The 26,425-nt window shown below is 61.9% G+C and carries 25 protein-coding genes; 9 read left to right on the top strand and 16 right to left on the bottom strand.

What is annotated here, in order from left to right:
- Positions 1-242 precede the first annotated feature (242 nt).
- Complete coding sequence (locus tag CYG48_RS11590) at positions 243-1,184, bottom strand: sensor histidine kinase (RefSeq protein WP_245450332.1); 942 nt, start codon at positions 1,182-1,184, stop codon at positions 243-245.
- 374 nt (positions 1,185-1,558) lie between these two features.
- Positions 1,559-2,353 (bottom strand): response regulator, encoded by a 795-nt coding sequence (locus CYG48_RS11585; protein ID WP_118850528.1) that lies wholly within the window; start codon positions 2,351-2,353, stop codon positions 1,559-1,561.
- A 170-nt stretch (positions 2,354-2,523) separates the two neighbouring features.
- Between CYG48_RS11585 and CYG48_RS11580 the strand changes: the two genes are divergently transcribed.
- A complete protein-coding gene (locus CYG48_RS11580) occupies positions 2,524-2,706 on the top strand; it encodes a NepR family anti-sigma factor (protein ID WP_199925290.1) in 183 nt (60 codons plus the stop codon).
- The gene (locus CYG48_RS11575) at positions 2,703-3,269 is read left to right on the top strand and encodes an RNA polymerase sigma factor (RefSeq protein WP_118850526.1); all 567 of its coding nucleotides are present in this window, start codon (positions 2,703-2,705) and stop codon (positions 3,267-3,269) included. The genes CYG48_RS11580 and CYG48_RS11575 overlap by 4 nt, the downstream gene beginning before the upstream one ends.
- Positions 3,270-3,459: 190 nt before the next feature.
- Here the strand turns inward: CYG48_RS11575 and CYG48_RS11570 are convergent, their stop codons facing one another.
- The 7 genes from CYG48_RS11570 to CYG48_RS11540 form a co-directional block, all read right to left on the bottom strand.
- Entirely contained in the window at positions 3,460-3,915 is a 456-nt protein-coding gene (locus CYG48_RS11570) for a hypothetical protein (protein ID WP_150132716.1), read from the bottom strand.
- 18 nt (positions 3,916-3,933) lie between these two features.
- A complete protein-coding gene (locus CYG48_RS11565) occupies positions 3,934-4,278 on the bottom strand; it encodes a DUF883 family protein (RefSeq protein ID WP_118850524.1) in 345 nt (114 codons plus the stop codon).
- A 220-nt stretch (positions 4,279-4,498) separates the two neighbouring features.
- Positions 4,499-5,893: an amidase gene (locus CYG48_RS11560; protein WP_118850523.1), complete on the bottom strand. Its 1,395-nt coding sequence runs from the start codon at positions 5,891-5,893 to the stop codon at positions 4,499-4,501.
- A 33-nt stretch (positions 5,894-5,926) separates the two neighbouring features.
- Entirely contained in the window at positions 5,927-6,745 is an 819-nt protein-coding gene (locus CYG48_RS11555; protein WP_199925128.1) for an ABC transporter permease, read from the bottom strand.
- Positions 6,742-7,692: an ABC transporter permease gene (locus CYG48_RS11550; RefSeq protein WP_118850522.1), complete on the bottom strand. Its 951-nt coding sequence runs from the start codon at positions 7,690-7,692 to the stop codon at positions 6,742-6,744. The genes CYG48_RS11555 and CYG48_RS11550 overlap by 4 nt, the downstream gene beginning before the upstream one ends.
- Before the next feature lie 157 nt (positions 7,693-7,849).
- On the bottom strand, positions 7,850-9,373 hold the full coding sequence (locus tag CYG48_RS11545) for an ABC transporter substrate-binding protein (RefSeq protein ID WP_118850521.1): 1,524 nt from the start codon (positions 9,371-9,373) through the stop codon (positions 7,850-7,852).
- Positions 9,374-9,499: 126 nt separating this feature from the next.
- Positions 9,500-9,916 (bottom strand): DUF1801 domain-containing protein, encoded by a 417-nt coding sequence (locus CYG48_RS11540; RefSeq protein WP_118850520.1) that lies wholly within the window; start codon positions 9,914-9,916, stop codon positions 9,500-9,502.
- An 87-nt stretch (positions 9,917-10,003) separates the two neighbouring features.
- On the opposite strand from CYG48_RS11540, the gene CYG48_RS11535 reads away from it, so the two are divergent.
- On the top strand, positions 10,004-10,750 hold the full coding sequence (locus tag CYG48_RS11535) for a sulfate transporter family protein (protein ID WP_118850519.1): 747 nt from the start codon (positions 10,004-10,006) through the stop codon (positions 10,748-10,750).
- Here CYG48_RS11535 and nth read toward each other — a convergent pair.
- On the bottom strand, positions 10,703-11,506 hold the full coding sequence (nth, locus tag CYG48_RS11530) for an endonuclease III (protein WP_118850518.1): 804 nt from the start codon (positions 11,504-11,506) through the stop codon (positions 10,703-10,705). The genes CYG48_RS11535 and nth overlap by 48 nt on opposite strands.
- 23 nt (positions 11,507-11,529) lie before the next feature.
- Between nth and CYG48_RS11525 the strand changes: the two genes are divergently transcribed.
- Together CYG48_RS11525 and CYG48_RS11520 are read left to right on the top strand one after the other, a co-directional pair.
- The gene (locus CYG48_RS11525) at positions 11,530-12,027 is read left to right on the top strand and encodes a DUF2244 domain-containing protein (RefSeq protein ID WP_199925127.1); all 498 of its coding nucleotides are present in this window, start codon (positions 11,530-11,532) and stop codon (positions 12,025-12,027) included.
- 128 nt (positions 12,028-12,155) lie between these two features.
- Positions 12,156-13,052, top strand: coding sequence for a methylated-DNA--[protein]-cysteine S-methyltransferase (locus CYG48_RS11520; RefSeq protein ID WP_118851616.1), 897 nt, complete (start codon positions 12,156-12,158; stop codon positions 13,050-13,052).
- 6 nt (positions 13,053-13,058) lie between these two features.
- On the opposite strand, the gene CYG48_RS11515 is transcribed toward CYG48_RS11520, so the two are convergent.
- Complete coding sequence (locus tag CYG48_RS11515) at positions 13,059-13,991, bottom strand: sugar-binding transcriptional regulator (protein WP_445304337.1); 933 nt, start codon at positions 13,989-13,991, stop codon at positions 13,059-13,061.
- Positions 13,992-14,240: 249 nt separating this feature from the next.
- On the opposite strand from CYG48_RS11515, the gene tal reads away from it, so the two are divergent.
- Together tal and CYG48_RS11505 are read left to right on the top strand one after the other, a co-directional pair.
- A complete protein-coding gene (tal, locus tag CYG48_RS11510) occupies positions 14,241-15,206 on the top strand; it encodes a transaldolase (protein WP_118850516.1) in 966 nt (321 codons plus the stop codon).
- Positions 15,207-15,425: 219 nt separating this feature from the next.
- On the top strand, positions 15,426-16,559 hold the full coding sequence (locus tag CYG48_RS11505; protein ID WP_118850515.1) for a hypothetical protein: 1,134 nt from the start codon (positions 15,426-15,428) through the stop codon (positions 16,557-16,559).
- Positions 16,560-16,616: 57 nt separating this feature from the next.
- On the opposite strand, the gene lysS is transcribed toward CYG48_RS11505, so the two are convergent.
- From lysS to CYG48_RS11480, 5 genes are all read right to left on the bottom strand, one after another.
- Complete coding sequence (gene lysS / locus CYG48_RS11500) at positions 16,617-18,116, bottom strand: lysine--tRNA ligase (RefSeq protein ID WP_118850514.1); 1,500 nt, start codon at positions 18,114-18,116, stop codon at positions 16,617-16,619.
- A gap of 203 nt (positions 18,117-18,319) precedes the next feature.
- Complete coding sequence (gene gltX / locus CYG48_RS11495) at positions 18,320-19,777, bottom strand: glutamate--tRNA ligase (protein ID WP_118850513.1); 1,458 nt, start codon at positions 19,775-19,777, stop codon at positions 18,320-18,322.
- Between the two features lie 152 nt (positions 19,778-19,929).
- Entirely contained in the window at positions 19,930-21,720 is a 1,791-nt protein-coding gene (locus CYG48_RS11490; protein WP_256371651.1) for an SLC13 family permease, read from the bottom strand.
- A gap of 163 nt (positions 21,721-21,883) precedes the next feature.
- Positions 21,884-22,654 (bottom strand): TerC family protein, encoded by a 771-nt coding sequence (locus tag CYG48_RS11485; protein WP_118850512.1) that lies wholly within the window; start codon positions 22,652-22,654, stop codon positions 21,884-21,886.
- Between the two features lie 97 nt (positions 22,655-22,751).
- Positions 22,752-23,453 carry a TetR/AcrR family transcriptional regulator gene (locus tag CYG48_RS11480; RefSeq protein WP_118850511.1) on the bottom strand — a complete coding sequence of 234 codons (702 nt, stop codon included), beginning with the start codon at positions 23,451-23,453 and terminating at the stop codon, positions 22,752-22,754.
- Positions 23,454-23,585: 132 nt separating this feature from the next.
- Between CYG48_RS11480 and CYG48_RS11475 the strand changes: the two genes are divergently transcribed.
- On the top strand, positions 23,586-24,794 hold the full coding sequence (locus CYG48_RS11475) for an HlyD family secretion protein (protein ID WP_118850510.1): 1,209 nt from the start codon (positions 23,586-23,588) through the stop codon (positions 24,792-24,794).
- An 18-nt stretch (positions 24,795-24,812) separates the two neighbouring features.
- A complete protein-coding gene (locus CYG48_RS11470; protein WP_118850509.1) occupies positions 24,813-26,402 on the top strand; it encodes a DHA2 family efflux MFS transporter permease subunit in 1,590 nt (529 codons plus the stop codon).
- The last annotated feature ends 23 nt before the right edge of the window (positions 26,403-26,425 follow it).

Here is a 26,425-nt window from a genome sequence, read left to right as displayed (position 1 = left end):
GCAACGGAGCGGAACCAAAGTCCGAGCGGCCCGTTATGTGAGTGTTCGAAGGCGACCCCCCGTCCCCCGCCCTACAAAGCCTTCGGACATACTCTTCAATCCCCCTCGAAGAGACGAACTGGGTCGGCTCCGCAAAATCGGAACCGACCCAGCTCAGTTTTGGGCATCTGTTTCCTCACGACATTCGTTTAACCGCAGATCCGCACCACGGTGATGCTTGCACACTTGCAGATGCGGTGCGTCTATTCTGCGCCGGTTTCCAGCGGGAAGGTGAGGCGGTAGCTGATGCGCTCCTTGGAGATCACATAGGTGGCCTTGCCGTTCACCGAAGCGGGAACGACGCGCTCAAGCACCGTGCTGCCGAAATGCGCCTTCAGCGCCTCGTCATGCTGGTCCGGCTCGCTGCCCTCGTCGAGCACCTCGTCCCACACCATTTCAAGCATGTCGTGATCATTGATCTGCGTGCGCGTGCAGGTGACGTTGATCACCCGGCCGCTGCGCAACAGCGAGCCGTGGCTGACGGCGTTGACGATGAGCTCGTGCAGGGCAAGGCCGAGATGCAACGAGGCATTCGGAGTCAGCAGCAGGTTGTCGCCGTGAACGCGCACCAGGTGCTTGTTCTCCGGCAGGTATTTCTCCGTCTGCTGCTGCACCAGTTCAAAGAAATAGGCGCCGCGCCAGCTGGAATCGGTAATCAGGTCCTGGCTCTGCGAGAGCGAATAAAGCCGCCCGCGGAACTTGTGCAGGAAAAGCTCCAGCGATCCGGAATAGCGCGCGGTCTGCAGCGCAATGCTCTGGATGATCGCCAGCAGGTTCTTTGACCGGTGGCTGACTTCGCGGAGAAGCGCGCGCAGCAGCCGTTCGCGATGGCGCTCCTCGGAGCGGTCGATGATGGTGGTGACGAGATGCACGCCGCCCTTGGCGAATTCGACGGCCTGGACGCGGAACTCGTAGACCTGTTCTGTTCCGACGATGATTTCGATATGGCCCTTGTTGCCCGCCTCCCGGATGTCGGCCTTCAGCGCAGCCAGGCGCGCGGCAACCTCCTCGCCAAACAGGCTGAGGTCACTCGGAGTGGATTTGTGCTCCACCGCCCAGATCTCGGGAAGGTTGGTGACGAACAGATAGTCGCGGTCGGCGTTCTGGATGATGATGCTCGCCCCAAGGTCGACCAGGGCCGGCATGAAGAACTCGCGTAGCTTGTCATCACTCTGACCAGCTTGCTGCCATGTCAGGGGATGCACCAATTCATTCACTCCGCCTGGTTGCTTCTTGGACCGCCGGACGCCTCGAATATACGGCATCCGAAATGTGCGAGCATCCGTTTCTTCGGGGCATCACATGTGCCGGGATCCGACAGTATGTGCCTGACAAGGTAAAGAAAGTCGTGCCAATGGCTCCGTCACAGCCGGTCGGGCCAGCAGCGAAGCGAACCGAGATCCGGCAGAAAAAGCGGCAGATGCATTCGACGTCATAGGTATCTCCGTTTGAATACCCACAACATCACGCAGTTGCCGTTTGTTCCTGCCGGTCATTTCTTCATCTGTGGAAGATCGTCTTATGCAGCCGCCTTCACTGCCTCGTTGAAGAACAGCGCCTGGCTGATCAGCGCCTTCACCATGTCCGGGTTGAACGGCTTGGTGACCAGGAAGGCCGGCTCCGGACGCTCGCCGGTGAGCAGCCGCTCCGGGAAGGCGGTGATGAAGATCACCGGTACACTCGACGACTTCAGGATCTCGTTGACCGCGTCGATGCCCGAGCTGCCGTCGGCGAGCTGGATATCGGCGAGCACCATCTTGGGGTTCGACGAGTTGAACAGTGCCACCGCTTCCTTGTGGGTGCGGGCAATGCCGGTGACGCGGTGGCCGAGGTCCTGCACCATCTGTTCGATGTCGAGCGCGATCAGCGGCTCGTCCTCGATGATCATGATGTCGGTTGCGACCTGGCGCGAAATTTCGCGGGTGGCTTCATCGAGCAGGCGGTTCACTTCGGCAACGCTGACATCCAGTACTTCCGCGGTTTCTTCAATGGTGAAGCCTTCAACGGAGATCAGCAGGAATGCGTGGCGCGCCTGAGAGGGAAGAGCCGAAAGATTGGCCGCAGCGCGCTGTTCCCAGGCAAACGGCGACTCGATCGGGCGGATCTCGATGTTCGTGGAACCAAAAATTGCGACGAACAGTTTGTAGAGCGAGACGCGATCCTTCGACGACTCCGGAAAAATGGACACGTCTGCGATCAGAGCTTCCAAGACAGCCGCAACGTAGGCATCTCCCGAAGTTTGTGATCCGGTGACAGCTCGAGCGTAGCGGCGCAGATATGGAAGGTGAGACGCAACGCGTGTGGTAAGTGACATACAAAATCTCCCCTGGTGCCCAGACGGGCAATTGACCTGTAGTGAACGTGGGTACCAAAAAAATGTTCCGCAAGGTGGGAACTTTTTTTCTCGTCGCGTATTATCCGCGGACGATATCGTAACAGGCTGCCCGCGTGATGAGTGACGAAGAGAACAGAAACCCGAATGATATGACAGTTCTACAATCGAGTGAAGTCAAACCGGGAGCGGTGCAGCCGAACGCATCGATTTCTAGAAAACTGCGCGAGTTTTACGACGCCGTGCAGGAAGAAGGCATCCCCGATCGTTTCCTTGATCTTCTTGAACGTCTTGAACAGGCGGAAAAGAACGCAAAGTCGGTGAATGCAAAATGAGCCAGGAGGAAGAGATCGACGACCGCGGCTTCAAGCGGGACCTCCTTTCGTCTCTGCCCAACCTGCGTGCCTTCGCCGTGTCCCTGACCGGACGACACGACAAGGCGGATGACCTTGTGCAAGACACGATCATGAAGGCCTGGGCCAACCAGTCCAGCTTCACCGCCGGCACCAATATGCGCGCCTGGCTCTTCACCATCCTTCGCAACGAATTCTACAGCCAGATGCGCAAGCGTGGCCGCGAAGTGCAGGACAGCGATGGCCTGTTCAGCGAGCGGTTCTCGGTGCACCCGGAACAATATGGTCGCCTCGACTTGCAGGATTTCCGCAAGGCGCTCGACAAGCTGCCGGATGACCAGCGTGAAGCGATTGTCCTGGTTGGCGCTGCGGGCTTTGCCTACGAGGAAGCGGCCGCGATTTGCGGATGCGCCGTCGGCACCATCAAGAGCCGCGTGTCGCGTGCACGCACCAGGCTTCAGGAACTGCTTGGCGTTTCCGGCGAGAGCGACTACGGCCCGGACGCGGGTGACGCAGCAATCACTGCACGTGCTTTCGGGAGCTGATCGCTTCCGCCTCACCAAAACAAAAGCCGTCCGATGACCATCGGGCGGCTTTTGTTTTGCCGGATGCCAAGCTGAGGTGTCGCTGAGAGCCGCAGACCATAGGGCAGGGCGTACCGTCCTGGAGCCGGCACAAAAGAAATCGGCCGCCTGACGAACAAGCGGCCGATCAAGATAAGCAATCTTGTTTCGATCAGTAGTCGGTGGGGTCTTCGTAGCGGCGCTTGGTGCCCATCGTCTTCATCATCAGGAAGCCAAGTCCACCCGCAGCAGACAAAAGCAGCAGCGGCTTCGACTTGATCACCGCCGGCAGTGCAGAGAGTGCGGCCGTCATCATCAAGGCCTTGCTGCTGTTGGCCGAAGCGGCTTCACGCTTGCGGCGTTCTTCGGCGCGGTTGGCGGCAGAGGCCCAGATCATCAGGATGAGCGCCAGAAAGAATGCGCCGCCGGCCACGGAAAGGAGCGCGATCGGCAGGCCCAGTGTCTGGCCGAGATAAATGGCAAGTGCTGCAACCGCCAGAACATAGGCCGTTAGCAGAAACAGCAACGCGACCGAATAAAGCAGCGCGTTGCGTTTCAGCTTGCGGGTGAATGTCGCGATGTCGACTGCGGCAAACGAAGCCAGAACCGGCCCCAATCCTGTGAGCATGTCAGCCGTCCTATGATGTTAGCGGCGGGTGATCAGCGCGAAAAGGAAGCCAACGCCGGCAGCGATCGCAACAGACTGCAGCGGGTTGCTGCGGATCTGGCGCTCGAGGTCGCGCTCCAGCGACTTTGCCTGCTCGCGGGCAGCATCCACCATCTGCAGCGAGGCATCGGCGGCATCGCTTGCGGCGCGGCGAGCCTTGCCCTTCACTTCATCTGCCTTCTCGTTGCCGGCTGCGGCGACGCTGCGGGCAAGGTTGCGGATGTCTTCGCGAAGCTGCTGGAGCTGTGCCTCGATGTCGCTGGCCGAGCCATCGGTCCGATTGCGGTTGAAATCGCTCTGGCTACCGGTCGTCGTCGTAGGCATGTCTGTCTCCTTTGGATCGGGCGTTAGAGCGCACCGCGAAAGCGGCGGCTTTCAGAAATCATCTGCACCGAGCGGCCGAGGGAGATGGATCAGGATCCACTGTATGTGAGAATGCCTCTTGTCCCCGTCCACCTCCGCAAGCGTCAACGGCTCGCGTTCGGTGCTGCGGGCGGTAAACGCGGCAAAACCGTGAAGGTTCCCGTGTGCGCGAAACAACTCGCTACGCTGTCGGGGGTTCTGGCCAGCGGGTGATGCCGCCCGTCCATTGCTCGAAAGCGCGCGACAGCTTCAGCACCACGAGATCCCCAAACCGCGGCCCGACGATCTGCAGGCCGATCGGCATACCGGAAGAGGAGAAGCCGCAGTTGATCGAGGCCGCCGGCTGCTCCGACATGTTCCATGGCACGGTGAAGCCGATGTGCTCAAATGGCTTCGACGGATCATTGGTGGGCGAGGCCCAGTCTGCGGGATAGGATACGATGGGGTTAGTGGGCGACAGAACGGCGTCGACGCGGGTGAACAGGGCGCCGGCGGCCTTCCGCATCTCGATCGTCTGGTTGAAGCCACGCACCGCCTCGACGCCGGAGATATAGGTGCCGCCTTCAGCCCATTGGTGGATGTAGGGCAGGATGAGTGCCCGCCGTTCCTCCGGCATCTTCTCGATGTCGCCCCAGAAGCGTGCCCGCCAGAAGTTATCGAGCCCGTCCAGCATGACGCGTGTCATGATCGGCTCGACGGGGATGATCTCGGCGCCGGCCTCCTCGAAACGCCTGGCGGCCACGGTGACGGCATCGCGCACCTCGGCCTCGACCGGCAGGCCGATGCCAGCCTCCAGCATCAGCCCGATCTTCATGCCCTTGAGGTCGATTTCGAAATCCATCCAGTCGAAGTCGTTCGGGGGCAGCGACGTCCCGTCCCGCCAGTCGGGCCGCGACAGGGTCGCCATGGAGATTGCCGCGTCCTCCACCGTGCGCGTCATCGGGCCAGCGCAGCGGCCGACGTAGAACGGATCGACCGGGATGCGGCCGTGGCTCGGCTTGAAGCCAAAGAGGCCGGTCCAGCCGGCGGGGAGGCGGACAGATCCGCCGATATCGGTGCCGATATGGAGGAGGCCATAACCGGCAGCGCCGGCAGCCGCCGCACCCGCACTGGAGCCGCCGGGGTTTTGCGTCAGGTCCCATGGATTGCGGCTCAGGGGGTGGAAGCTCGAAAGGCCCGAGGACAACATGCCGTAGTCCGGGCAGGTGGTCTTGGCAAAGATAACCGCGCCGTCTTCGCGCAGGCGCGCTGCGGCCGGGGCATCCTCGGCGGCAGGCACAAGCTCGACCGCGGCAGTGCCCAACGGCACCGGGTCGCCCTTGGTGGCGATCAGTTCCTTCAGCGTCACCGGGATGCCGTCGAGCAGGCCAAGCGTCTCGCCCTTCATCCAACGCTCGGTCGAGGCTGCCGCCTGCTGTCGCGCGCTCTCGGGATTGTAGAGATACAGCGCCTGGACATGCGGCTCGAACGCCTCCACGCGCGCCTCCACCGCCGACCAATATTCGGACGGAGAGAGCGTTTTCGATGCGTAAAGCGCAAGGATTTCCCGGATCGTCAACTTCAACAGGTCATGCATGGCAATATCTTCTTCTCGTCATGAAAATCAGGATCAGCCGTCGTTGCGAGGGTCCAGCAGGTCTCGCAGCCCGTCACCCAGCATGTTGAGACCCAAAACGGCAAAGGCAATGGCAAGGCCCGGCATCAGCGCCAGCCAGGGCGCCTGGCCGAGATAAGTCTGGGCATCCGCCAGCATGCGGCCCCAGGTCGGATTTGGCGGCGGCATGCCGAGCCCCAGGAAGGAGAGCCCTGCTTCCGTCAGGATGGCCAGCCCGAGCTGGACGGTGACCTGCACGATGATCTGGTTGGAAATGTTGGGCAGGATGTGGACGAGCGTGATGCGGCTTTTGGAGCGCCCCATGCCGACCGCCGCGGCCACATAATCGCGCGTCCAGATCTGCAGGGCCGCACCCAGCGTCAGCCGCGCGAAGACCGGAACCATGAAGGTGCCGATCGCGACGATGGCGGTGAAGCGGCCGGAGCCGATGAAGGCCCCCAGCATCATGGCCGAAAGGATCGGCGGCACGGCAAAAATGATGTCACAGCCGCGCATGACGAAGACTTCCAGCCAGCCGCGCCGCATGGCGACGATGACGCCGATCGCGGTTCCGACGCAGGCGCCGAGCGCTACCGCGAGAAGCGATGTCGAGAGCGAGTTCCAGGCGCCCACCATCAGCATGGAGGCAACGTCGCGGCCGAACTGGTCAGTGCCGAGCAGGCCGAATTCCAGCGGCGCGTTCAGCTTGTGGACGATGTTCATCTTGGCTGGCGGCAGCGGCGTCCAGACCAGCGACAGGAGGGCAACCGCAAACAGCGCCACGGTGATGACGAAGCCGATGATCAGGACGGGGCGGTGCAGGGCGCGGATCATTGCGCATCCGCCCGCAGGCGCGGGTCGATCACCAGGTAAACGAGATCGACCAGGAAATTCATGAGGATGACCAGCGCGGAGAAGAACAGCACGACGTCCTGCATGACGATGATGTCGCGCTGGGAAAGCGCCTGGTAGGCGAGCCGGCCAAGGCCCGGCAGGTTGAAGACATTCTCCACCAGCACCGCCCCGGCGATGAGGAAGGTGAATTGCAGGCCAAGCATGGTGACCACCGGGATCGCGGCATTCGGCACCGCATGGCGCCAGATCGCGGTGCGTTCGCTGACGCCCTTGGCAAGCGCGGTGCGCACGTAATCCTCGTTCATCACCTCCAGCACGGCAGCGCGGGCGACGCGGGTCAGCACGCCGGCCTGCGGCAGTGCGAGCGCAATGGCTGGCAGGAGCAGCGCCTGCAGCCCGGCAAGAAGGCCGGCGTCCCATCCGGGGAAACCGCCTGCCGGCATCCAGCCCAGCATGGAGGAAAACAGGATGATGAGCAGCAGGCCGACCCAGAAGGCGGGCACTGCAATGCTGACATAGGAGAGGAGGCCGACGGCATAATCGAACAGGCCGTTATGGCGGCGCGCGGCCTGTACGCCGAGCGGGATGGCGATGAGGATCGACAGGAGGACCGCCATCAAGGCAAGCGGGATGGTGACCGCCAGCCGCTCCGCGATCAGTCCTGCGACCGGTACGCCATAGGTATAGGACTGGCCAAGGTCGCCCTGAAAGACGCCGGAGAGCCAGCCGAGGTAACGCAGCGGCAGCGGTTGATCGAGCCCGAGCTGGGTCCTGAGCGCCGCCAGCGTGTCGGGGCTCGCCGAAGTGCCAAGCATGATCGAGGCCGGGTCGCCCGGAAGCAGGTCCATCACCGTGAAGATCAGCAGCGACACGACGATCAGCGTGACGATGAGGCTGATGATGCGGCGGATGAGGATGGCGATCATGTTTGTGTCCGCCTCGCATCTAACTGCCGCCACCTTCTCCCCGCTTGCGGGAAGAAGGGCGATGCCGCTCCCTCACCGGATGGCACGCGGGAAATGACTGGGAGGTTCCCTCTCCCTGTCAGAACGGCGAACGGGCTAGGGTGAGGGGCAAAGCGCTTCACTCTTCCCAATGCACCTCCGTCAGGACGTTGGAAGGAATGGGCTCGTTTTCCCAAAGGCCTTTGACCTTGGCGTCCCAGATACCGAGCTTCGGCATGACGAACAGGAACAGCGCCGGCACGTCATTGGCGAGGATCTCTTGAGCTTCACCATAAAGCCGTTCCTGCTCGGCCGGGTCGGCCGTTGCCTCGATCGCCTTCAGCACATCATTGAAGGCGGGGTTCTTGTAGTTGAAGTAGTAGGGATCGCGGGCATAGATATCGATGTCCATCGGCTCGGCATGCGCCACGATGGTCATGTCGTAGTCGGCGGCCTTCAGCACGTCCGCCACCCACTTGGCCGGAAACTCCGTGGTCTCGATGTTCATCGTCACGCCGATTTCCGCGAGCATCGCCTGCAGCACCTGCGAGGTGCGCTGCGCATAGGCCATCTGCGGCGCCTTGATCGTGAAGGTGAGGCCGTTCGCATAACCGGCTTCCGCTAAAAGCGCCTTGGCCTTTTCCGGATCGTAGGGATAGACGCCGGTCAGGTCCTTGTAGCCGCGGTCGTTCGGCGTGTAGTGGCTGCCGATCGGCGTGCCGTAGCCCGACCATGCGCCTTCAACCACCGTGGCGCGATCAACCGCCATCATCAGCGCCTGGCGCACGCGCTTGTCGTCAAACGGCTTGCGGCTGTTGTTCATGCCGGCAACGACTTTGAGTTCGGTATTGCCGATGACGGTTGCGAGCCGCTTGTCGCCCTCGAAGGATTTGACGAGTTCCGGCGCACCGAATTCCGGGAAGGCATCGACGTCGCCGGCGCGAAGCGCGGCAGCCTGCGCCTGCGGATCGCCGATAAAGCGGAAGGCAGCACTATCGAGCTTCACCGAGACAGACTTGTTCCAGTAGTCGGCGTTTTTCGTCAGGTCCACCTTGGAGCCCTTGGCCCAACTGACGAACTTGAACGGCCCGGTGCCGATCGGGGTCGTCTTGTTGTCGACAGCAGACTTCGGCTCGACCATGCTGGAGGCGGGCCAGCCCAGCCAGTAGAGCAGGCTTCCGGCCGGTTCGCTGAGCTTCAGCACCAGGGTCGACGGATCCGGCGTTTCGACAGCTTCGATTGAGGCGAAGTAGCGCTTCTGCGGGTTGACGGAGTCGGCGCCGCGGGCTCGGTCGATCGAGAACTTCGCGACCGAACTGTCGAAGGGAACGCCGTTGTGGAAGGTCACGCCCTGGCGCAGCTTGAAGGTATAGGTCTTGCCGTCTTCGGAAATCTCCCAGCTTTCGGCAAGCTGCGGCTGGACCTTGCCATCCTTGTCGATGGTGGTCAGACCTTCGAAGATGTTCTGCCAGGTTACCTGGCCGATCGCGACCGGTGCGGCGACCGTCGGATCGAGGCCGGTCGGCTCGATGGCCATGCCAATCGTGATCGCAGTCTTCGGGGTAGCGAACGCCGGCGCGCCGGCGAACACGGCCGTTCCGGCCAGGGCCAGCGCCATCAGGCCGCGTCGCGACATCATCCCCAGAGCGAACATACCCTTCATACCCAACGTCCCCTTATTCGTTAAGCAATTGGCCAAAAGCAGTCGTAGTCTAAGGGCATTTCGCAGATGCACAATGGAGAATCTGACGGAGCGCAGTGCCGTCCACGTTCCCGTCAAGACCCCCCGTCAAGCCTGCTTCTTCTTGCCCGGTTTTGGCGCCGTGTTCAGCGCAATCGCCGCGCGCACCAAAGCCTGGAGCGCCTCGCCATTGATCCGCTCGCCCTCATGGAGGTCGATCGCGCGGCGCGTATTTCCCTCAAGGCTGGCGTTGAAAAGCCCGGCCGGGTCCTCGAGCGCCGCGCCCTTGGCAAAAGTCAGCTTCACCACCGCCTTGTAGGTTTCGCCGGTGCAGATGATGCCGCCCTTTTCCCAGACGGGAACGCCTCGCCATTTCCACTCCTCGACGATGCCGTGCTCTGCCGCAAGGATGAGCTTTCGAACATTCGCAAGCGTCTCGCCGCGCCAGTCGCCGAGTTCGCGGATACGCTCGTCGATCTTGACGGAAGGGTTAGTCTCGGTCGCTGCATTTGCTGGTCTCTCCATGTGCTGACCTCCTCACCGTCATCACGCCTGGCAACTTGCCCCAGGTTTTACGCCATCCTACATCTGTGCGGCAACCGGAGACCGTTCATGATCCTCGAGGCCGCCCGTCTTTCACTCGTCAATCTTTTCGCGCAGGAAACGCGTGCGGCATTCTGGAAGACGCTGGGGCTGACGCTGCTTGTGCTGGTCGCCCTGTGGTTCGGCTTGCGCGAGATCTTCATCCTCTATGCCTGGCCATGGTTTGCCGCCTTCTTTCCGGACCTGCCGGAATGGGCCGGTTGGCTCACGCTTTTTGCGGCGATTGCCGCCGGCCTCGGGCTTGCGCTTGCGCTGGCATTGCTGATCGCGCCCATCACCGCGCTGATTGCCGGCCTGTTTCTCGATGACGTGGCGGAGGTGGTCGAGAAGCGCGACTACCCTGACGATCCGCCGGGGAAGGCGCTGCCGCTTGGGCAGGCGATCCTCGGCTCCATCCAGTTCTTGGGCGTGGTGATCGTCGGCAACATCATCGCGCTGTTCTTGCTGTTCATCCCGGGCGTCAACCTGATCGCCTTTTTCCTGGTGAACGGTTACCTGCTCGGCCGCGAATTCTTCGAGTTCGCGGCGATGCGTTTCCGCTCGCCGAAGGAGGCGCGCGCCTTCCGCTCCAAACATTCTTCGACAGTGTTCATCGCGGGGCTGCTGATCGCCTGCTTCCTGGCGATCCCGATCGTCAACCTGCTGACGCCGCTGTTTGCTGCAGGATTGATGGTCCACCTGCACAAGGCGGTCGGCAAGCGCGATCCGTCATTCACCCTCGACGGCGGCGCCGGCGCCAATCAGTTGCGGCGGTAGCTCCACCAGCGGCGCCGGGATGTCGCAGGATTTCTCCGGCGAGCGGCAGAGATCGGCGATCACGCAGTGCTCGCATTCGGGGCGGCGCGCCTTGCAGGTGTAGCGCCCGTGCAGGATCAGCCAGTGGTGAGCGTGGAAGAGATATTGCTCCGGAATGACCTTGAGGAACTGCTCCTCCACCTCATCCGGTGTCTTGCCCGGCGCCATCAGCAGCCGATTGCCGAGCCGGAAGACATGCGTGTCGACGGCAAGCGTCGGAATACCGAAGGCCATGGACATGACCACGTTGGCGGTCTTGCGGCCCACACCCGGCAGCCGCGTCAGTTCTTCGCGCGTTCGCGGTACTTGTGATCCGAATTCGTCGATCAGCATGCGACAGAGCGCGATGACGTTCTTGGCCTTGTTTCGATAAAGCCCGATTGTCTTGATATGCTCGATGACGCCTTCTTCGCCGAGCGCCAGCATCTTTTCCGGAGTGTCGGCCACCTTGAAGAGGCCGCGCGTCGCCTTGTTCACGCCGGCATCGGTCGCCTGCGCCGACAGCGCCACCGCCACCACCAGCGTGAAGGGGTTTACATGCTCCAGCTCGCCCTTCGGCTCCGGCCGCTGGACGGAAAAGCGACGGAAGATTTCTTCCATCTCGGCGGGCGTATAGGCAGACTTGAAGCGCTTCGGCCGGCGCACGACTTTCTTGGCCGGAGCGCGATTTGACTTTTGCAAACTGCTGGTGCTGGATTTCGGTTTGGGGCTTGCCATATGCACCTCTATAGCCAGCCTCCATGAAGGAACGCAACGTGGACGTCACCAATGACACGCCTGTCTTTGCGGCTGAACTGACGCCGTATCGCTCGCTCGGCAAGACCGGGTTTCGCGTCGTGCTGGTGCTGACGGGCGTCATCTGCCTCGGCTACGGCGTGTTCTTCCTGGCAACCGGTGCCTATCCGATCGGCTTCTTCTTCGGGCTCGATTTCCTCGGCCTCTATCTCGCGCTGAAGATGAGCTATCGGTCCGGGCGGCAGCGGGAAGAGGTGGTCGTGTCGCGCACCGACCTCTCCATCCGCAAGTTCTCGCCGGCGGGCCGCATGGTGGAGCACCGGTTCAACCCGTTCCGGGCGCGTTTCGACGTCAGGCGTCACGATGAATTCGGCATCATCGGCATGTATGTTACGGGCGAGGGCAGGGCGACCGACATCGGCTCCTTCCTCAACCCGGATGACCGCGAAAGCTTCGCCAAGGCCTTCATGGGCGCGCTTGCGACGGTAAAGCGCCGGATCTGACAATTTCTCGCGCAAAGCCACAAGAAACGGGTGGTTCGTGCGGCACTGAAGGGGCATGTTTGGCATCACGAACAGGCGATGAAGGTGGTCAGCGCGAGCTGATGACTTTGTCGCGGAGGAGAATGACCATGAACATGCTTGCAGAGATCACCGAAGCCAGGCTCGCCGAAACCGCGATCGACGTGACGCCGGAGGGTTCGGACTACGAGACGGTGCGCCAGGTCATCGAACTGGTAACGCTCGATTATCGCAACCAGCCGACGCTGGAGGCGATCGCCGCCGAGATCGGCCAGTCGCCGACGCAGCTGCAGAAACTTTTCACCCGCTGGGCGGGGCTGTCACCAAAAGCTTTCCTGCAGGCCGTGACGCTCGACCATGCCAAGCGCCTGCTCGGCAAGGAGGAACTGCCGTTGCTCGAGGCTTCCTATGAACTGGGGCTTTCCGGTCCGGGCCGCCTGCACGACCTTTTCGTGACCCACGAAGCGATGTCTCCCGGTGAATGGAAGGCACGCGGCGGCGGCTTGACGATCCGATACGGTTTCCACCCGTCACCCTTTGGGCAGGCGCTGGTGATGGCGACGGAGCGTGGCCTCTCCGGGCTCGCCTTTGCCGATCTTGGCGGCGAGACCGCGGCCTTCGAGGACATGGCGCGGCGCTGGCCAAATGCGCAATACGTGCATGACCAGGAAGCAACGGCTCCCTACATCCGGCGTATCTTCGACCGTTCGCAGTGGTCGGCGGACCAGCCGTTGAAGGTCGTGCTGATCGGCACGGACTTCCAGGTGCGCGTCTGGAAAAGTCTGCTGAAGATCCCGTTCGGCAAGGCGGTGACCTATTCGCATGTCGCCAACGACATCGGCCAGCCAACGGCAAGCCGTGCGGTGGGTGCTGCGATCGGTGCCAACCCGATTTCCTTCGTGGTGCCCTGCCACCGGGCTTTGGGCAAAAGCGGAGCGCTCACCGGTTACCACTGGGGGCTCACCCGCAAGCGGGCGATCCTCGGCTGGGAAGCGGGGAATGCCTGAGGCGTCTTAGGCCTCTTCCGCCAGCCGCAACAATTCCCGTGCCGCCGTCTCGTCGGTAATCAGCGTATTGCAGCCTATGCGGCGGATGGTGGCGCGGATCGCCACCGCCCGGTGGGCGCCGCCCGAAGAAAGCACGATGTGCCTGGCCTTCTTCAGCGTATCGAGATCAACCGACATCACCCGGTCGTTCAGCGCGTGATCGACCGAACGGCCGTCCTCATCGAGGAAGTTGAACATCGTGTCGCAGACGCAGCCGGCGGCGATCAGCCGTTCCAGCTCCGCCTTTGACATGAATCCTTCCGAAAGTGATGTGGAATGCGGACCTATGTCACCGCAACTGACGACCGCGAGGTCGAGGTTTTCCGCCAGGTCGTAGATCGCCTTCAGACCGCATTTCTCGATCAGCGCCTGCTTTGTCTTCACCGAGTCGACAAGCAGGGGGGCGAGGAACATGTAGCATTCGGCGTTCAGCTGTCCGGCAAAACGCCACGTATAATCGATCGGGTTCGTCTGGTGCACGGCGACGATGCCGCCAAGCAGGGAGACGACCTTGCAGTTCTCCTTGCGCTGCGGGCGGAAGCTTGAAAGCGAGGCGGTCATGGTGCGCCCCCAGCCGACGCCGATCGTCATGTTGTCCTGGACCGATTCGGTCAGGAACTGCCCGAGCGCCAGGCCAACAGCCGCTGCAATCGATTCCGCGCTCGTGTCCTTGGGCTCCGGCACGACCAGCGCCTCGTCCAGCCCATAGGCCTTTTCCAGCCGGGTGCTGAGGTCGAGGCAGCTGTCGATGCCCTCGCTGATCCAGATCTGCACCTCTGACCGCTTCATCGCCTCGTCGAGCATGCGAATGACCGTGGAACGGCTGATTCCCAGCCGTTCGGCCACGTCCTTCTGCGTCAGGCCCTGGTTATAATAAAGCCATGCTGCGCGCAGCCGCATCGAGGCCGCGTCGGAATAGGCATTATGGGTCTCGCGTCTCAGTCTCGCCAAAGGGCCGTCCTAATATTCATTCCATCGTCTCTTGCATATTGTTCGAGATGGAACATATGTCAATTCGTGAAGACAAATGTCTTGACTTGCTAACCATGAAGCGGTGATAGTCAGTCATCGCGCTGCGGCTCTCCCTTGAGGAGCCAATCGAAGCCGCCTGCGTTCAAGGCTTACGCTTCCCAATGAGGATTTATTCGGATGACGTCGAAACTAGAGCAACTTCGTTCCATGACTGTAGTCGTCGCCGATACCGGCGACATTGAAGCCGTCGCGCGGCTAAAGCCGGTGGATTGCACGACCAATCCGTCCATCGTGCTGAAGGCGATCGGCTCGCCGGCCTTTGCCGACAAGTTCAAGGAAGCCGTTTCCTGGGGCCGCAAGCAGAACGGCAATGACGATGCCATCGTGGCAGCCGTTGCCGACCGCCTGGCGATCAGCGTTGGTGCCGGTCTCGCCGAAATCGTCCCTGGCCGCGTTTCGACCGAAGTTGATGCCGACCTGTCCTTCGACACTGAAGCCTCGATCGCCAAGGCGCACCAGATCATTGCCGCCTACAAGGAGCTCGGCATCGAGCGCGAGCGCATCCTCATCAAGCTGGCATCGACCTGGGAAGGCATCCGCGCTGCCGAAGTGCTGCAGACCGAAGGCATCGATTGCAACCTGACGCTTCTCTTCAGCCAGGCCCAGGCGATTGCATGTGCCGAAGCCAAGGTCTTCCTCATCTCGCCCTTCGTCGGCCGAATCCTCGACTGGCACAAGAAGGCGACTGGCCAGGACTACACGGCTGAAACGGATCCGGGCGTCATCTCGGTTCGCAACATCTACAACTACTACAAGGCCAACGGCATCTCGACGATCGTGATGGGCGCGTCCTTCCGCAATGTCGGCGAGATCGAAGCACTTGCCGGCTGTGACCGCCTGACGATTTCGCCGAACCTGCTCGACGAGCTGGACAAGGCCGAAGGCAAGCTGGAGCGCAAGCTGAGCCCGGAAACCTTCACCGCCGAGCCGATGCAGTCGATCGACGAGAAGACCTTCCGCTGGATGCTCAACGAAGACCAGATGGCGACCGAAAAGCTGTCGGACGGTATTCGCCTGTTCTCCAAGGACCTCACGGCGCTCCGCGAACTCGTTCGCAAGGAACTGCTGCGCGCGGCCGCATAAGGCGACCTGAAGCTGACGAATTGAGAAAGTCGGAGCCCGCCCTTGCGCGGGCTTCGGCTTTTTTATGTGCCGCCTGAACTATTGCCGAAACAACGGCCCGGTCGTTCAAAATTCAGCGCGCGGCTTAAACCTTCATCAAGAACAATGACCCATGTTAGCGGCCATATTCCATTTGTTGGTTTTTGCGTTCGTGGAGTTGTTCATGCCGGAGCTCGGCACGTGAAGGGTCTCAAGTTCCGGTTATCGAAGAAGCTCATCTTCGTCGTGATGGGCAGCATTGTCGTGCTTGGCGGGGGCAGTGGCGCGGCGGCCGTATTTGTCGGCACCGACAAGATCCTCGGCCCTTCCTATCTGGAACTTAACGGCCTTTCCTGCACCACCATCGAGACGGTCAAGATCAAGCGCAACAAGCGTTACTGGGTCCGCAAATTCGTTGTTTCCGACGGGCAAGGCGACGGCATGGCGCGGCTGAAGACCGCGCTTCGTGTTGCCAAGGCCGTGCAGGAAAAGGAAAAGGCGCACCTCGTCCAGGTGGCCATGCTCGACAAGAGCGGCCCGACGACGCGGGCGCAGATGCGCGGCCGGATGATCGGCGCGCAGGTGATCTACATCCCGGATACGTCCAAGACGCCCGATGGCGTCACGGCGCAGACCTATTCCGCTTATTATGTCGATGGCGCTGCGGCGCCATCCGGCGAGTTCTACGGCATGCGCATCGACCTGCCGCTCGAAGACGTGGAAGGCATGACCGCACGCCTTACCGACACTGCAGATTGCGTCGATCCGCCGTCCGCCATTCCCGCGGATGGTCATGGAGCCGCGTCCGCTCATGGCGCCAAGCCAAACGGCGATGCGCACGGCGAAGCCAAGGAACACGGCAAGACGGAAGGCCATGGCGAAGCCTCCGGACATGATGCGGCCCCCACCGCGGCAGGCCATGACGCGCCGGCCGAAGGCCATGGCGAAGAGGTGGCTGCCAAGCAGAGCGGCGGTTTCCTGAGCTCGATCACCGGCATGTTCTTTGGCGGCAGGCAAGAAGCGCCCGCGGAGGATCATGCTGTGGAAGGCGCCGAGCATTCCGCACCGGAAGACGAACCTGCCGAGGCCGCGCATGCACCCGAGCCTGCGCCGGAACCCCGCACGTCTGCCGAGGGCGGAAAACGCTGGTCGAAACAGACGGCGGCTGATGCCGTGCAGTCCGACACGCCAAAGCCGGAAGTAGAACACGCCGAAGCTGCACCCAAGCCGGTGGACGGGTCAACGGAGGCGGATGCCGCCGGTGCTGCCTGGCTTGCGAAGCTGCGCGGTGAAGCCGCCGCAGAACATCCCGCAGAGCCTGCACCCACACATTGAGAGACAAACAAAAAAGCGGCCCTTGAGCCGCCTTTTCTTGTTTCACTTATCGGACAGCTAGTCCGCCTTGGCCCGGCGTGCCGGGAAGAGGATGACGTCGCGGATCGACGGCGCGTCGGTCAAGAGCATCACCAGCCGGTCGACGCCGATGCCGAGGCCGCCTGCCGGCGGCATGCCCTGGTCGATCGCGTCCAGGAACTCGTCGTCCAGTTGCTTGTCCTTTTCGCCACGCGCATGCGCCTGCTCTAGCTGCTCGACCATGCGCTTGCGCTGTTCTTCCGGATCATTGAGCTCGGAGAATGCGTTGCCCAGTTCCCAGGCATTGCAGTAGGTCTCGAAGCGCTCAACGAGGCGCGGCTCGCCCGGCACTTCCTTGGCGAAGGGCGAAATGTCCTTCGGGAAATGCGTGACGTGGCTCGGCTGGATGAGCGTCGGCTCGACCTTTTCCTCAAAGATGAAGGCAAGGCATTCGCCCCAGGTCCAGTCCTTCTCGACCTCGAAGCCGGCAGCCTTGGCGGCGGCGCGGGCTTCCTCGTCGGTCTTGATCGCCAGAAAGTCGATGCCCGTCGCTTCCTTGACGGCATCCGGCATCGGCACACGCTTGAACGGGCCCTTGAAGGACAGTTCCTTGTCGCCGAACTTGAACTCGGTGGTGCCGTGGATGGTCATGGCAAGCCGGGCAAACAGGCGCTCCACGAGGTCCATGATGTCCTCGTAGTCGGCATAGGCCCAGTAGCATTCCATCATGGTGAACTCGGGATTGTGCCGGGTCGACACGCCCTCGTTGCGGAAGTTGCGGTTGATCTCGAAGACCTTGTCGGTGAGGCCCGATACCAGCGTGCGCTTCAGGAACAGTTCCGGCGCGATGCGCAGGTACATGTCGAGCTTCAGCGTGTTGTGGTGCGTCTTGAACGGCTCGGCGGTCGCGCCGCCATAAACCGAATGCAGCATCGGCGTTTCGACTTCCATGAAGCCGTCGTCTTCCATGAAGCGGCGAATGCCGGAGACAATGCGCGAGCGCTGCTGGAAGCGGAGCTTCGATTCCTCGTTCGTCATGATGTCGAGGTGCCGCTTGCGGTAGCGCAGCTCGATGTCGGAGAGACCATGCCACTTTTCCGGCATCGGCAGCAGCGACTTCGTCAGCATGATGATTGACTGCGCGTTGATCGTCAGCTCGCCACGCTTGGTGCGGCGTACAACGCCGGTGACGCCGATGATGTCGCCGAGATCGATCAGCGGCAGCATAGTGCGTGCCTCTTCCGGCGTGGTGTCCTTGTGGGAGAAGATCTGCACCTTGCCCGAGGCATCATGGATATCCATGAACATGCCGGAGTTGCGCGAGGAATAAACACGGCCGGCAACCGTCACGACATCCTGCGTTTCGACGTCCGCCTCGAGGTTCTTGTACTTCTCGGCCAGCTCCGCGTTGGTCATGGTGCGGTGAAAATGCGCCGGATAAACGTCGCCGATCTTTTCGCGCAGGATAGCAAGCTTCTGGGCGCGCACCTGGGTGGCATCGGAGGAGAGGGCGGTTTCGGTCGTGGTGTTCTCGGTCATCGTTCAAATCCTGTTGCGGCGGTGCCGCGCGGCCAACGTCTCCGTATCCGTCATTCCCGTGCTTGTCACAGGAATCCAGTGCGCCCAAGTTCTTGGGCGCGAGAGACCTTATGCATTCCTTACGGCGCAGACGCGCCGTAGCTGGGTTCCTGTGACAAGCACAGGAATGACGGAGGGAAGGGAGTGCCTTGCCTCCGCAGGCATTATTTCCCGTCGCCGACCATCGAGGCGACGACCGTCGCGGCAACCTTCAACCGCTGGCGCACGACCGAGCGGCCGAGGATCGCCATCGAATCGAACAGAGGCAGCGACCGTGACGAACCGGACATGGCAACAAACAGCGGCGGGGTTACCACGCGCAGCTTCTTGCCGAGCTTGTCGGCGACGTTGCGCAGTTCCGCGTCGATCGACTCGACGTTCCACTCGATCATCTTTTCGAAATCGGCCTGAACCGTGTTGATGATCTCCAGCGTTTCCGCCGGGCTGGTCTTCAGGCCCGCGAAGGAAGCCGGCGTCAGGCCGACATCGCTCGAAAGGAGGAAGCCGGCCAGGTTCGGCAGTTCGCCAAGCTTGGAAATGCGGCTCTGCGAATGCTTCAGGCCTTCCGTCAGGCGGCTGTTTTCCATCGCCCATTCGAGCGTGCGGGACACGAACTCTTCCGGCGAAAGCTTTTCACGGATCCAGCGACCGTTCAGCCAGTCGAGCTTCTGGATGTCGAAGATCGCACCGGCCTTGGACAGGTTGTCGGCATCGAACTTCTCGATCAGCTCTTCCATGCTGAGCAGTTCCTCGCCTTCCGCCATCTGGATGAAGAAGAGGCCGAGGAAGTTCATCAGCGCTTCCGGCAGGTAGCCGAGCGCTGAGTAATAGGAGATCGAGGTCGGGTTCTTGCGCTTCGACAGCTTCGACTTGTCGGCATTGCGCATCAGCGACAGGTGCATGAAGACCGGCTGTTCCCAGCCGAAATAACGGTAAAGCAGGATGTGCTTCGGCACGGATGCCAGCCATTCCTCGCCACGCGCCACATGGGTGATCTTCATCAGGTGGTCATCGATGACGTTCGCCATGTGGTAGGTTGGCATGCCGTCGCCCTTGATGAGCACCTGCATGTCCACCGAGTCCCACGGGATCGACACGTCGCCGTAGACGCCGTCGGTGAAGTCGCACGAACCTTCGGTCGGGATCTTCATGCGAATGACCGAGGTCTCGCCGGCTTCCATCTTGGCCGTCACTTCCTCAGCCGTCAGGTTGAGGCAGAGGCCATCGTATTTCGGCGGCTTGCCGGCGGCGCGCTGGCCTTCGCGCATCTGTTCGAGGCGCTCCGGCGTGCAGAAGCAGCGGAAGGCATGGCCCTTGTCGAGCAGTTCCTGCGCGTAAGGTTGGTACATGTCCTTGCGGTCGGACTGCCGGTAGGGGCCGTAGGGCCCGCCGATATCCGGGCCTTCCGCCCAGGACAGGCCGGTCCAGCGCAGCGCGTCGAGGACCTTTTCCTCGAACTCGCGCGTCGAACGCGTCGCGTCGGTGTCTTCGATGCGCAGGATGAACTCGCCGCCATGCTTCTTGGCGAAGAGGTAGTTGAACAGTGCGATATAGGCCGTCCCGACATGCGGCTCGCCGGTGGGCGACGGTGCGATACGGACGCGGGGTTTCGTGGCAATCATGGAAAATGCTCTATCTGCGGCGCAATGGCGCCAGCCTGTCTTCAACAATGCGGATTGGCGCAGGCTTAGGCCATAATAAGGCGCAAGCGTCAAGATTATGTGGGAAAAGTCGTCGCGGGGCGGGTGGTGAAGCCCTCCCTCCAATCACGCCGTCAGTTCACGGGCCACACATACAGCAGCGCGGGGATGCTGACGAGCACGATCAGGCAGGACAGCGGCAGGCCGAGCCTCGGATAGTCCGAGAACTTGTAGCCGCCGGGGCCGAAGACCAGCGTATTGCACTGGTGGCCGACGGGGGTGAGGAAGTCGCAGCCGGCACCGATCGCAACGGCCATAAGGAAGGCTTCCGGCCTGAAGCCAAGATTGGTCGCAAAGCTTGCGGCGATCGGCGCCATGACCAGCACGGTCGCGGCATTGTTGAGGAACGGGGTCACGGCCATGGCGGTGACGAGGATCAGGCCAAGAGCGCCCCAGGCCGGCATGCTCGCCGCCGCTTCGCCGAGCCAGCCGGCGATCAAATCGCTGCCGCCGGTCGTCCTCAGCGAGTCCGATACCGGGATCAGCGCCGCCAGCATCACCAGGATCGGCCCATCGACGGACTTGTAGATATCGGCCAGCGGGATCACCCGAAAGACCACCATTCCCAGTGCCGCAGCAAAGAAGGCGACGGCAACCGGAGCCAGGCCGACCGCGGTCGTTGCCATGGCGAGCGCCAGGATGATGAGCGGAATGAAGGCGCGGCGCTTCGTGCCGAGCATGATTTCCTGCTGGGCGAGCGGCAGCAGGGCAAAGTCCTGCATGACCCGCGGAAGGTTTTCACGCGTTCCCTGCAGCACCAGCACGTCGCCGCCGGAGAGGGTCAGCGAGCCCAGGCGTTCCTTGACGCGTTCGCCGCGGCGGCTCACCGCCAGGATGTTGACGCCGCGGGTGTAGGAAAGCGCCATCTCCTTCGCCGACAGACCTTTAAGCGGCGAGTCCTGGCTGATGATCGCCTCGATCGAGATGAGGTCTTCCGCAAGCTGGCCGTTGTGCTTGAGCGGCTTGCCGGACAGCTTCAGCTTGCCGGACGAGATGATGCGGTCGAGCGCCGAGGACGGGCCTTCGAGCAGCACGATGTCGTTCTCCCGCAAGGTGAGGTCCGGGAAGGGCGACATGCGCACCGTCCCGCGTAGCACGGCGGTCGCGATCGCCTCGCCGTCGCCGAGCTTCAGGAGTTCGCTGACCGGGCCATTCAGCACCGTGGAGTCGGCCTGCACCATGGCTTCGGAGGTATAGTTCTTGATCTCGATCGCATCCTCAATCGAGGAATTCTGCTTGGTGCGGCTCGGGACGAGCCAATGGAAGAAAATCAGGAAGGTGACGCCGACAAGGGTCAGGATCACGCCCATCGGCGTGAAGTCGAACATGGTGAAGGAGGTGCCGGTCATCTCTTCGCGAAGCCGCGACACGACAATATTGGGCGAGGTGCCGATCTGCGTCATCAGGCCGCCAAGCAGCGCCGAAAACGACATCGGCATCAGGTATTTCGAAGGTGACACGCCGGACTTCTTGGCGAACTGGAAAGCGACCGGCATCATGATCGCCAGCGCGCCGATATTCTTGATGAAGGCGGAGAAGACCGCAACGACGATCATCAGCAGCGCCAGCTGCAGGTGGACCGAGCCAAGGTTCGGGAAGAACTTCTTGATTGCGGTGTTGACGATGCCCGAGCGCGCCACGCCGGCGCTCACCACGAGCGCGCTGCCGACGATGATGACGATATCGTCCGAAAAGCCGGAAAATGCCTTGTCCGCCGGCACGACGCCAAGCACCACCGCCACGATCAGGGCGCAACAGGCGACGACGTCATAACGGAAGCGATCCCAGATGAAGACGACCATCATCGCAGCGATGACGGCGAAGGCGAAAATCTGCGGCTGGGTCATGCGGCTCCGGGCAGGCAGGATCGGCAAGAACTGCCGAACATGTTGAAGTGCTCTTCAACTTCCATCTGCCCGTGAAGTTCCGCTGTCGATAGGCTTGCCCGATGAATGTCCGGAAACGGACGTTGCTGGCGTCAAAAAGCGGTGGCGGCCGTCACGCAACGGCCGCCACCGTCTCACTATCTCAGTGCAGCGTCTTTGCCGCCTGCGCGGCCTTCTTCTTCGCCCGGGCGTTGCGTGCAACCATGTTGAGCGCTTCGACGCCGGCGGAGAACGCCATGGCCGCATAGATGTAGCCCTTCGGCACATGCACGCCGAACCCTTCGGCGATCAGCGTGCCGCCGATCATCAGCAGGAAGGCGAGCGCCAGCATGACGATGGTCGGGTTGCGCTCGATGAAGTTGGCAAGCGGTGTTGCGGCCACCAGCATCACCGTGACGGCAGCCACGACCGCGACGATCATGATCGGCAGGTGAGGGGTCATGCCGACGGCGGTGATGATGCTGTCGATCGAGAAAACGAGGTCGAGGACCAGGATCTGGCCGATCGCCGAGGTGAATGTCATCTGCGCGACATCCTTGCCGGCGCCAACCAGGTCTTCCTTATGGTCGACCACATCCACCGAGTGGTGGATCTCCTTGGTCGCCTTGTAGACGAGGAACAGGCCGCCGGCGATCAGGATCAGGTCCTTCCAGGAGAAGGCATGGCCGAAGGCCTCGAAGATCGGGTTGGTCAGCTTGACGATCCAGGCGACGGTGCCCAGCAGGCCAAGGCGCATGATCAGCGCCAGTCCGATGCCGATCTTGCGTGCCCGTTCCCGGTGCTCGGGAGGCAACTTGTTCGTCAGGATGGAAATGAAGATCAGGTTGTCGATGCCAAGCACGACTTCCATGACCACGAGTGTAACGAGCGCTACCCAGGCCGCCGGGTCTGCTACGAGCGCCGCAATGTCCATCCATATCTCCTGTCTCAATCAGAGCGCGTAAATGCGGCCCCGATCTAGGAAGCGGAGGATGAAAAACAAGATGAAGTTGTACCTGGACCGCCTGAAATCAGGCAGGTTCGGGCACTTTCGCGATCACGGATGCGTCATGCGTGCCGTATGCTGCCATAAAGACGCGTATCGCACCCTTCACTGCTCGTGAAAGTTCGTGTTCCGGCGGCACGTCCAGCAGGTCGCCAAACAGGCGCGCCTTGAAGAAGGTCGCGCTCGACATGTCGATGAACTGGCGTGCTGCAAGCTCCTTGTCGTCCACCTTCAGGTTCCCGAGCTCGATATGGCGCTCGATGAATTCCTCCAGAACGGTTCGCACGTTCTGAGAAGGCGAATTGAAGAAGTGCTGACAGAGGCGCGGCAGCCGGTCAACGACGCCGATCACGGTGCGCATCGCGTCGATCACCTGGGGAGCCGTGATGTGGCTCGTGAAGCCCATGCCGAACCGGTAGAGACCGTCCTCGACTTCCTCACTGCCAGCGAGGATGTCGCGCATCTGGTGGGTGATGCGTTCCTTTTCCTGCGCGACGATCGCGCCGAACAGGGCTTCCTTGTTTTCGAAGTAGACGTAGATGGTGCCCTTGGAGACACCTGCTTCGCGGGTAATGTCGTTCATGCTGGCGGCATCGAAGCCGAGGCGCATGAAGACAGCCTTGGCGCCTTCTATGATCTGCTCACGTTTGGCCGGATCCGCACCCGCGGCGAAACGCCCCGCTGGAACGGGATCGGCTTTTTCTTGTTTCCTTTTCTGGCTGGCCATGTTGCGCCCTTTTTAACCTTTTCGAACCGCGTGGTTCGATTGGACTTGATATGTGGCATCGAAAGGTCTATGTCAAGGTCACTGAACCGATCGGTTCGATTTGATCACGCTCCCAAACACGGTATCGAGACTATGACGGCCTCTCATAATTCCAGCGCCCTTCGCGCTGTAAAGACGGAAAATGCTGGTCCGGAGACCGAGGCACGGCAGGAGCCTGCGCAAGAGCAGCCGGCGGCAGCCGACGCCGTTGCGGCTCCCGCTGCGCATCAGGCCCCTGAAAAGAAGAAGCGTCGCGGCTTCATCTTGCCCATTATCGCTCTTGCTGTTCTGGGTGCCGGCGGCTGGTATGGCTATGGCTGGTGGACCGATGGTCGCTTCATGGTTTCCACCGACGACGCCTATGTGGAAGGTGACATTGCGGTCATTTCTCCCAAGGTTTCCGGTTATGTCGCCAAGGTGAACGTGGTCGAGAACCAGGCGGTGAAGGCAGGCGATCCGCTGGTCACGCTGGATGACGAAGATTACCAGCTGGCGCTGCGCAAGGCGCTGACCGCAATCGAATCCGCCAAGCTTGCGGTGTCGCGCATCGATGCACAGATCGCCGGCGCCGAAGCCGCACTCGCCCAGGCGAAGGCGCAGGAAGGTGCCCTTCAGGCCGCCGTTCGTGGCGCCGAGATCAATGAAAGGCGCGCCACTAGCCTGCAGCAGAGCTCGGTCGGTACCGCCGCCTCGCTCGACAATGCGCAGGTCGCATTGGAGCAGGCGCGGGCCAACCTCGTTGCCGGCCAGGCCGGTGTCAGCTCGGCCGAAGCCAATATCGGCCTCCTCAAGGCTCAGCGCGCCGAAGCGATCAATACGATCCGCATCCAGGAACTGGCACGTGACCAGGCGCAGCGCGACCTCGGCTTCACGGTGCTGAAGGCGCCTTATGACGGCGTGATCGGCAACCTGTCGGTCCAGACCGGCGATCTGGTGTCTGCGGGCAAGCGCCTCGCATCACTGGTTCCGCTGAGCGAGCTGTATATCGAGGCCAATTACAAGGAAACGCAGATCGGCAATCTGCAGCCTGGTTCCAAGGTTCGCGTCCATGTCGACGCCTACGAGGAACACACGATCACCGGCACGGTGGAGTCGATTGCTCCGGCCTCCGGCGCTGTGTTCTCCATGCTGCCGCCGGAAAATGCGACCGGCAACTTCACCAAGGTGGTGCAGCGCGTCCCGGTGCGGATCTCGATCCCGAAGGAAGACCTGGAACGTCAGCACCTGCGTGCAGGGCTCTCGGTTGTCGTTGATGTCGATACGCGCACGGCGCCCGGCAACACGGCCGTGGCCCAGAACTAACACCCAAGGAGAACGGCCATGGCAGGGGCAACGGCCGTAGCGGGCGCGCCTCAGGCGATGCCCGACGATCAACCTATGGATCGCCGCAAGCTCATCGCGTTCTTCGCGATGGTCTTCGGCATGTTCATGTCGATCCTCGACATCCAGATCGTGTCGGCATCGCTGGCCGAGATCCAGGCCGGCTTGTCGGCCGGCTCGGATGAGATCGCCTGGGTCCAGACCTCCTACCTGATCGCCGAAGTCATCATGATCCCCCTGTCGGGGACCCTGGCCCGCATCATCTCGACGCGCTACCTGTTTGCGATCTGTGCCGCCGGCTTCACGATCGCCAGCGCGCTCTGCGCTACCGCCTCGAACATCGAGGAAATGATCGTCTACCGCGCGCTTCAGGGCTTTATCGGCGGTGGCATGATCCCTTCGGTCTTCGCGGCAGCCTTCACCATTTTCCCGCCATCCAAGCGCAGCATCGTTTCGCCTCTGATCGGTCTCGTGGCAACGCTTGCGCCCACCATCGGCCCGACGGTCGGCGGTTATCTCAGCCACGCCTTTTCCTGGCACTGGCTGTTCCTGGTCAACATCATCCCGGGCGTCATCGTCACGGCCGTCACCTTCACGATGATCGACTTTGACAAGCCGCAGATGCAGCTCATCAAGAAGTTCGACTGGTGGGGGCTGGCCTCCATGGCGGTCTTCCTCGGCTCGCTCGAATACGTGCTGGAGGAAGGCAACAACAAGGACTGGTTCAGCGACGAGCATATCGTCATGGGGACGGTCTTCGTCGTGCTCGGCGCGGTCGTCTTCTTCTGGCGGGCGTTCAAGGTCGAGTTCCCGGTGGTGGAACTGCGCGCCTTCGGCAATGCCAACTTTGCCTTCGGCTCGCTGTTTTCCTTCATCATGGGCGTCGGGCTTTACGGCCTCACCTATCTCTACCCGCTCTATCTCGGGCGCATCCGGGGATATGACTCGCTGATGATCGGCGAAACCATGTTCGTTTCCGGCATCGCCATGTTCGTGTCGGCGCCGATCGTCGGCAAGCTGTCGAACAATATGGACCTGCGGGTGATGATGGCGATCGGTTTTGCGGCGTTTGCAGCCGGCACCTGGCTGATGACCGGGATCACCGCAGACTGGGACTTTTATGAACTCCTGCTGCCGCAGGTGCTGCGCGGCTTCGGCATGATGATGTGCATGGTGCCGATCAGCAATATCGCGCTTGGCACGCTTGCGCCGCATCGCATCCAGGGTGCATCGGGCCTGTTCAACCTGACCCGTAACCTTGGCGGCGCCGTCGGTCTTGCCATCATCAACACGGCGCTCACCCAGCGTTCCGACCAGCATTATGCGCGGCTTTCAGAACACGTGAACTACGGCAACCCCGCCGCCATGAACTGGCTCGACAGCGTCGGCGCGAACTACGACTCCTTCGGGCTCGATGGCGCGGCAGTGGCGCTCCAGAAGCTTTCCGGCATCCTCACCCAGCAAGCCTGGCTCCTGTCCTTCATGGACGTGTTCCTGGTGCTGACAGTGCTGTTTGCCAGCCTGATCCTGTTTGTCTTCATGATCGCCAAGCCTGCTCGGCCCGCCGGTGCGGGCGGCGGCGGCCACTGACCGCGAGAACACATTCCACCGCC

The organism is Neorhizobium sp. SOG26, assembly GCF_003491345.1.
GTDB lineage: Bacteria > Pseudomonadota > Alphaproteobacteria > Rhizobiales > Rhizobiaceae > Neorhizobium > Neorhizobium turbinariae.
Note: the sequence above shows the minus strand (reverse complement) of the source record. Positions and strands in the feature narration are given on the sequence as shown.

Bases quoted from the DNA above. Each gene is read 5' to 3' on its own strand.
- CYG48_RS11590 (WP_245450332.1), bottom strand. From the start codon at position 1,184: ATGCCGGCCCTGGTCGACCTTGGGGCGAGCATCATCATCCAGAACGCC.
- CYG48_RS11585 (WP_118850528.1), bottom strand. From the start codon at position 2,353: ATGTCACTTACCACACGCGTTGCGTCTCACCTTCCATATCTGCGCCGC.
- CYG48_RS11580 (WP_199925290.1), top strand. From the start codon at position 2,524: ATGACAGTTCTACAATCGAGTGAAGTCAAACCGGGAGCGGTGCAGCCG.
- CYG48_RS11575 (WP_118850526.1), top strand. From the start codon at position 2,703: ATGAGCCAGGAGGAAGAGATCGACGACCGCGGCTTCAAGCGGGACCTC.
- CYG48_RS11570 (WP_150132716.1), bottom strand. From the start codon at position 3,915: ATGCTCACAGGATTGGGGCCGGTTCTGGCTTCGTTTGCCGCAGTCGAC.
- CYG48_RS11565 (WP_118850524.1), bottom strand. From the start codon at position 4,278: ATGCCTACGACGACGACCGGTAGCCAGAGCGATTTCAACCGCAATCGG.
- CYG48_RS11560 (WP_118850523.1), bottom strand. From the start codon at position 5,893: ATGCATGACCTGTTGAAGTTGACGATCCGGGAAATCCTTGCGCTTTAC.
- CYG48_RS11555 (WP_199925128.1), bottom strand. From the start codon at position 6,745: ATGATCCGCGCCCTGCACCGCCCCGTCCTGATCATCGGCTTCGTCATC.
- CYG48_RS11550 (WP_118850522.1), bottom strand. From the start codon at position 7,692: ATGATCGCCATCCTCATCCGCCGCATCATCAGCCTCATCGTCACGCTG.
- CYG48_RS11545 (WP_118850521.1), bottom strand. From the start codon at position 9,373: ATGAAGGGTATGTTCGCTCTGGGGATGATGTCGCGACGCGGCCTGATG.
- CYG48_RS11540 (WP_118850520.1), bottom strand. From the start codon at position 9,916: ATGGAGAGACCAGCAAATGCAGCGACCGAGACTAACCCTTCCGTCAAG.
- CYG48_RS11535 (WP_118850519.1), top strand. From the start codon at position 10,004: ATGATCCTCGAGGCCGCCCGTCTTTCACTCGTCAATCTTTTCGCGCAG.
- nth (WP_118850518.1), bottom strand. From the start codon at position 11,506: ATGGCAAGCCCCAAACCGAAATCCAGCACCAGCAGTTTGCAAAAGTCA.
- CYG48_RS11525 (WP_199925127.1), top strand. From the start codon at position 11,530: ATGAAGGAACGCAACGTGGACGTCACCAATGACACGCCTGTCTTTGCG.
- CYG48_RS11520 (WP_118851616.1), top strand. From the start codon at position 12,156: ATGAACATGCTTGCAGAGATCACCGAAGCCAGGCTCGCCGAAACCGCG.
- CYG48_RS11515 (WP_445304337.1), bottom strand. From the start codon at position 13,991: ATGCGGCTGCGCGCAGCATGGCTTTATTATAACCAGGGCCTGACGCAG.
- tal (WP_118850516.1), top strand. From the start codon at position 14,241: ATGACGTCGAAACTAGAGCAACTTCGTTCCATGACTGTAGTCGTCGCC.
- lysS (WP_118850514.1), bottom strand. From the start codon at position 18,116: ATGACCGAGAACACCACGACCGAAACCGCCCTCTCCTCCGATGCCACC.
- gltX (WP_118850513.1), bottom strand. From the start codon at position 19,777: ATGATTGCCACGAAACCCCGCGTCCGTATCGCACCGTCGCCCACCGGC.
- CYG48_RS11485 (WP_118850512.1), bottom strand. From the start codon at position 22,654: ATGGACATTGCGGCGCTCGTAGCAGACCCGGCGGCCTGGGTAGCGCTC.
- CYG48_RS11480 (WP_118850511.1), bottom strand. From the start codon at position 23,453: ATGGCCAGCCAGAAAAGGAAACAAGAAAAAGCCGATCCCGTTCCAGCG.
- CYG48_RS11475 (WP_118850510.1), top strand. From the start codon at position 23,586: ATGACGGCCTCTCATAATTCCAGCGCCCTTCGCGCTGTAAAGACGGAA.
- CYG48_RS11470 (WP_118850509.1), top strand. From the start codon at position 24,813: ATGGCAGGGGCAACGGCCGTAGCGGGCGCGCCTCAGGCGATGCCCGAC.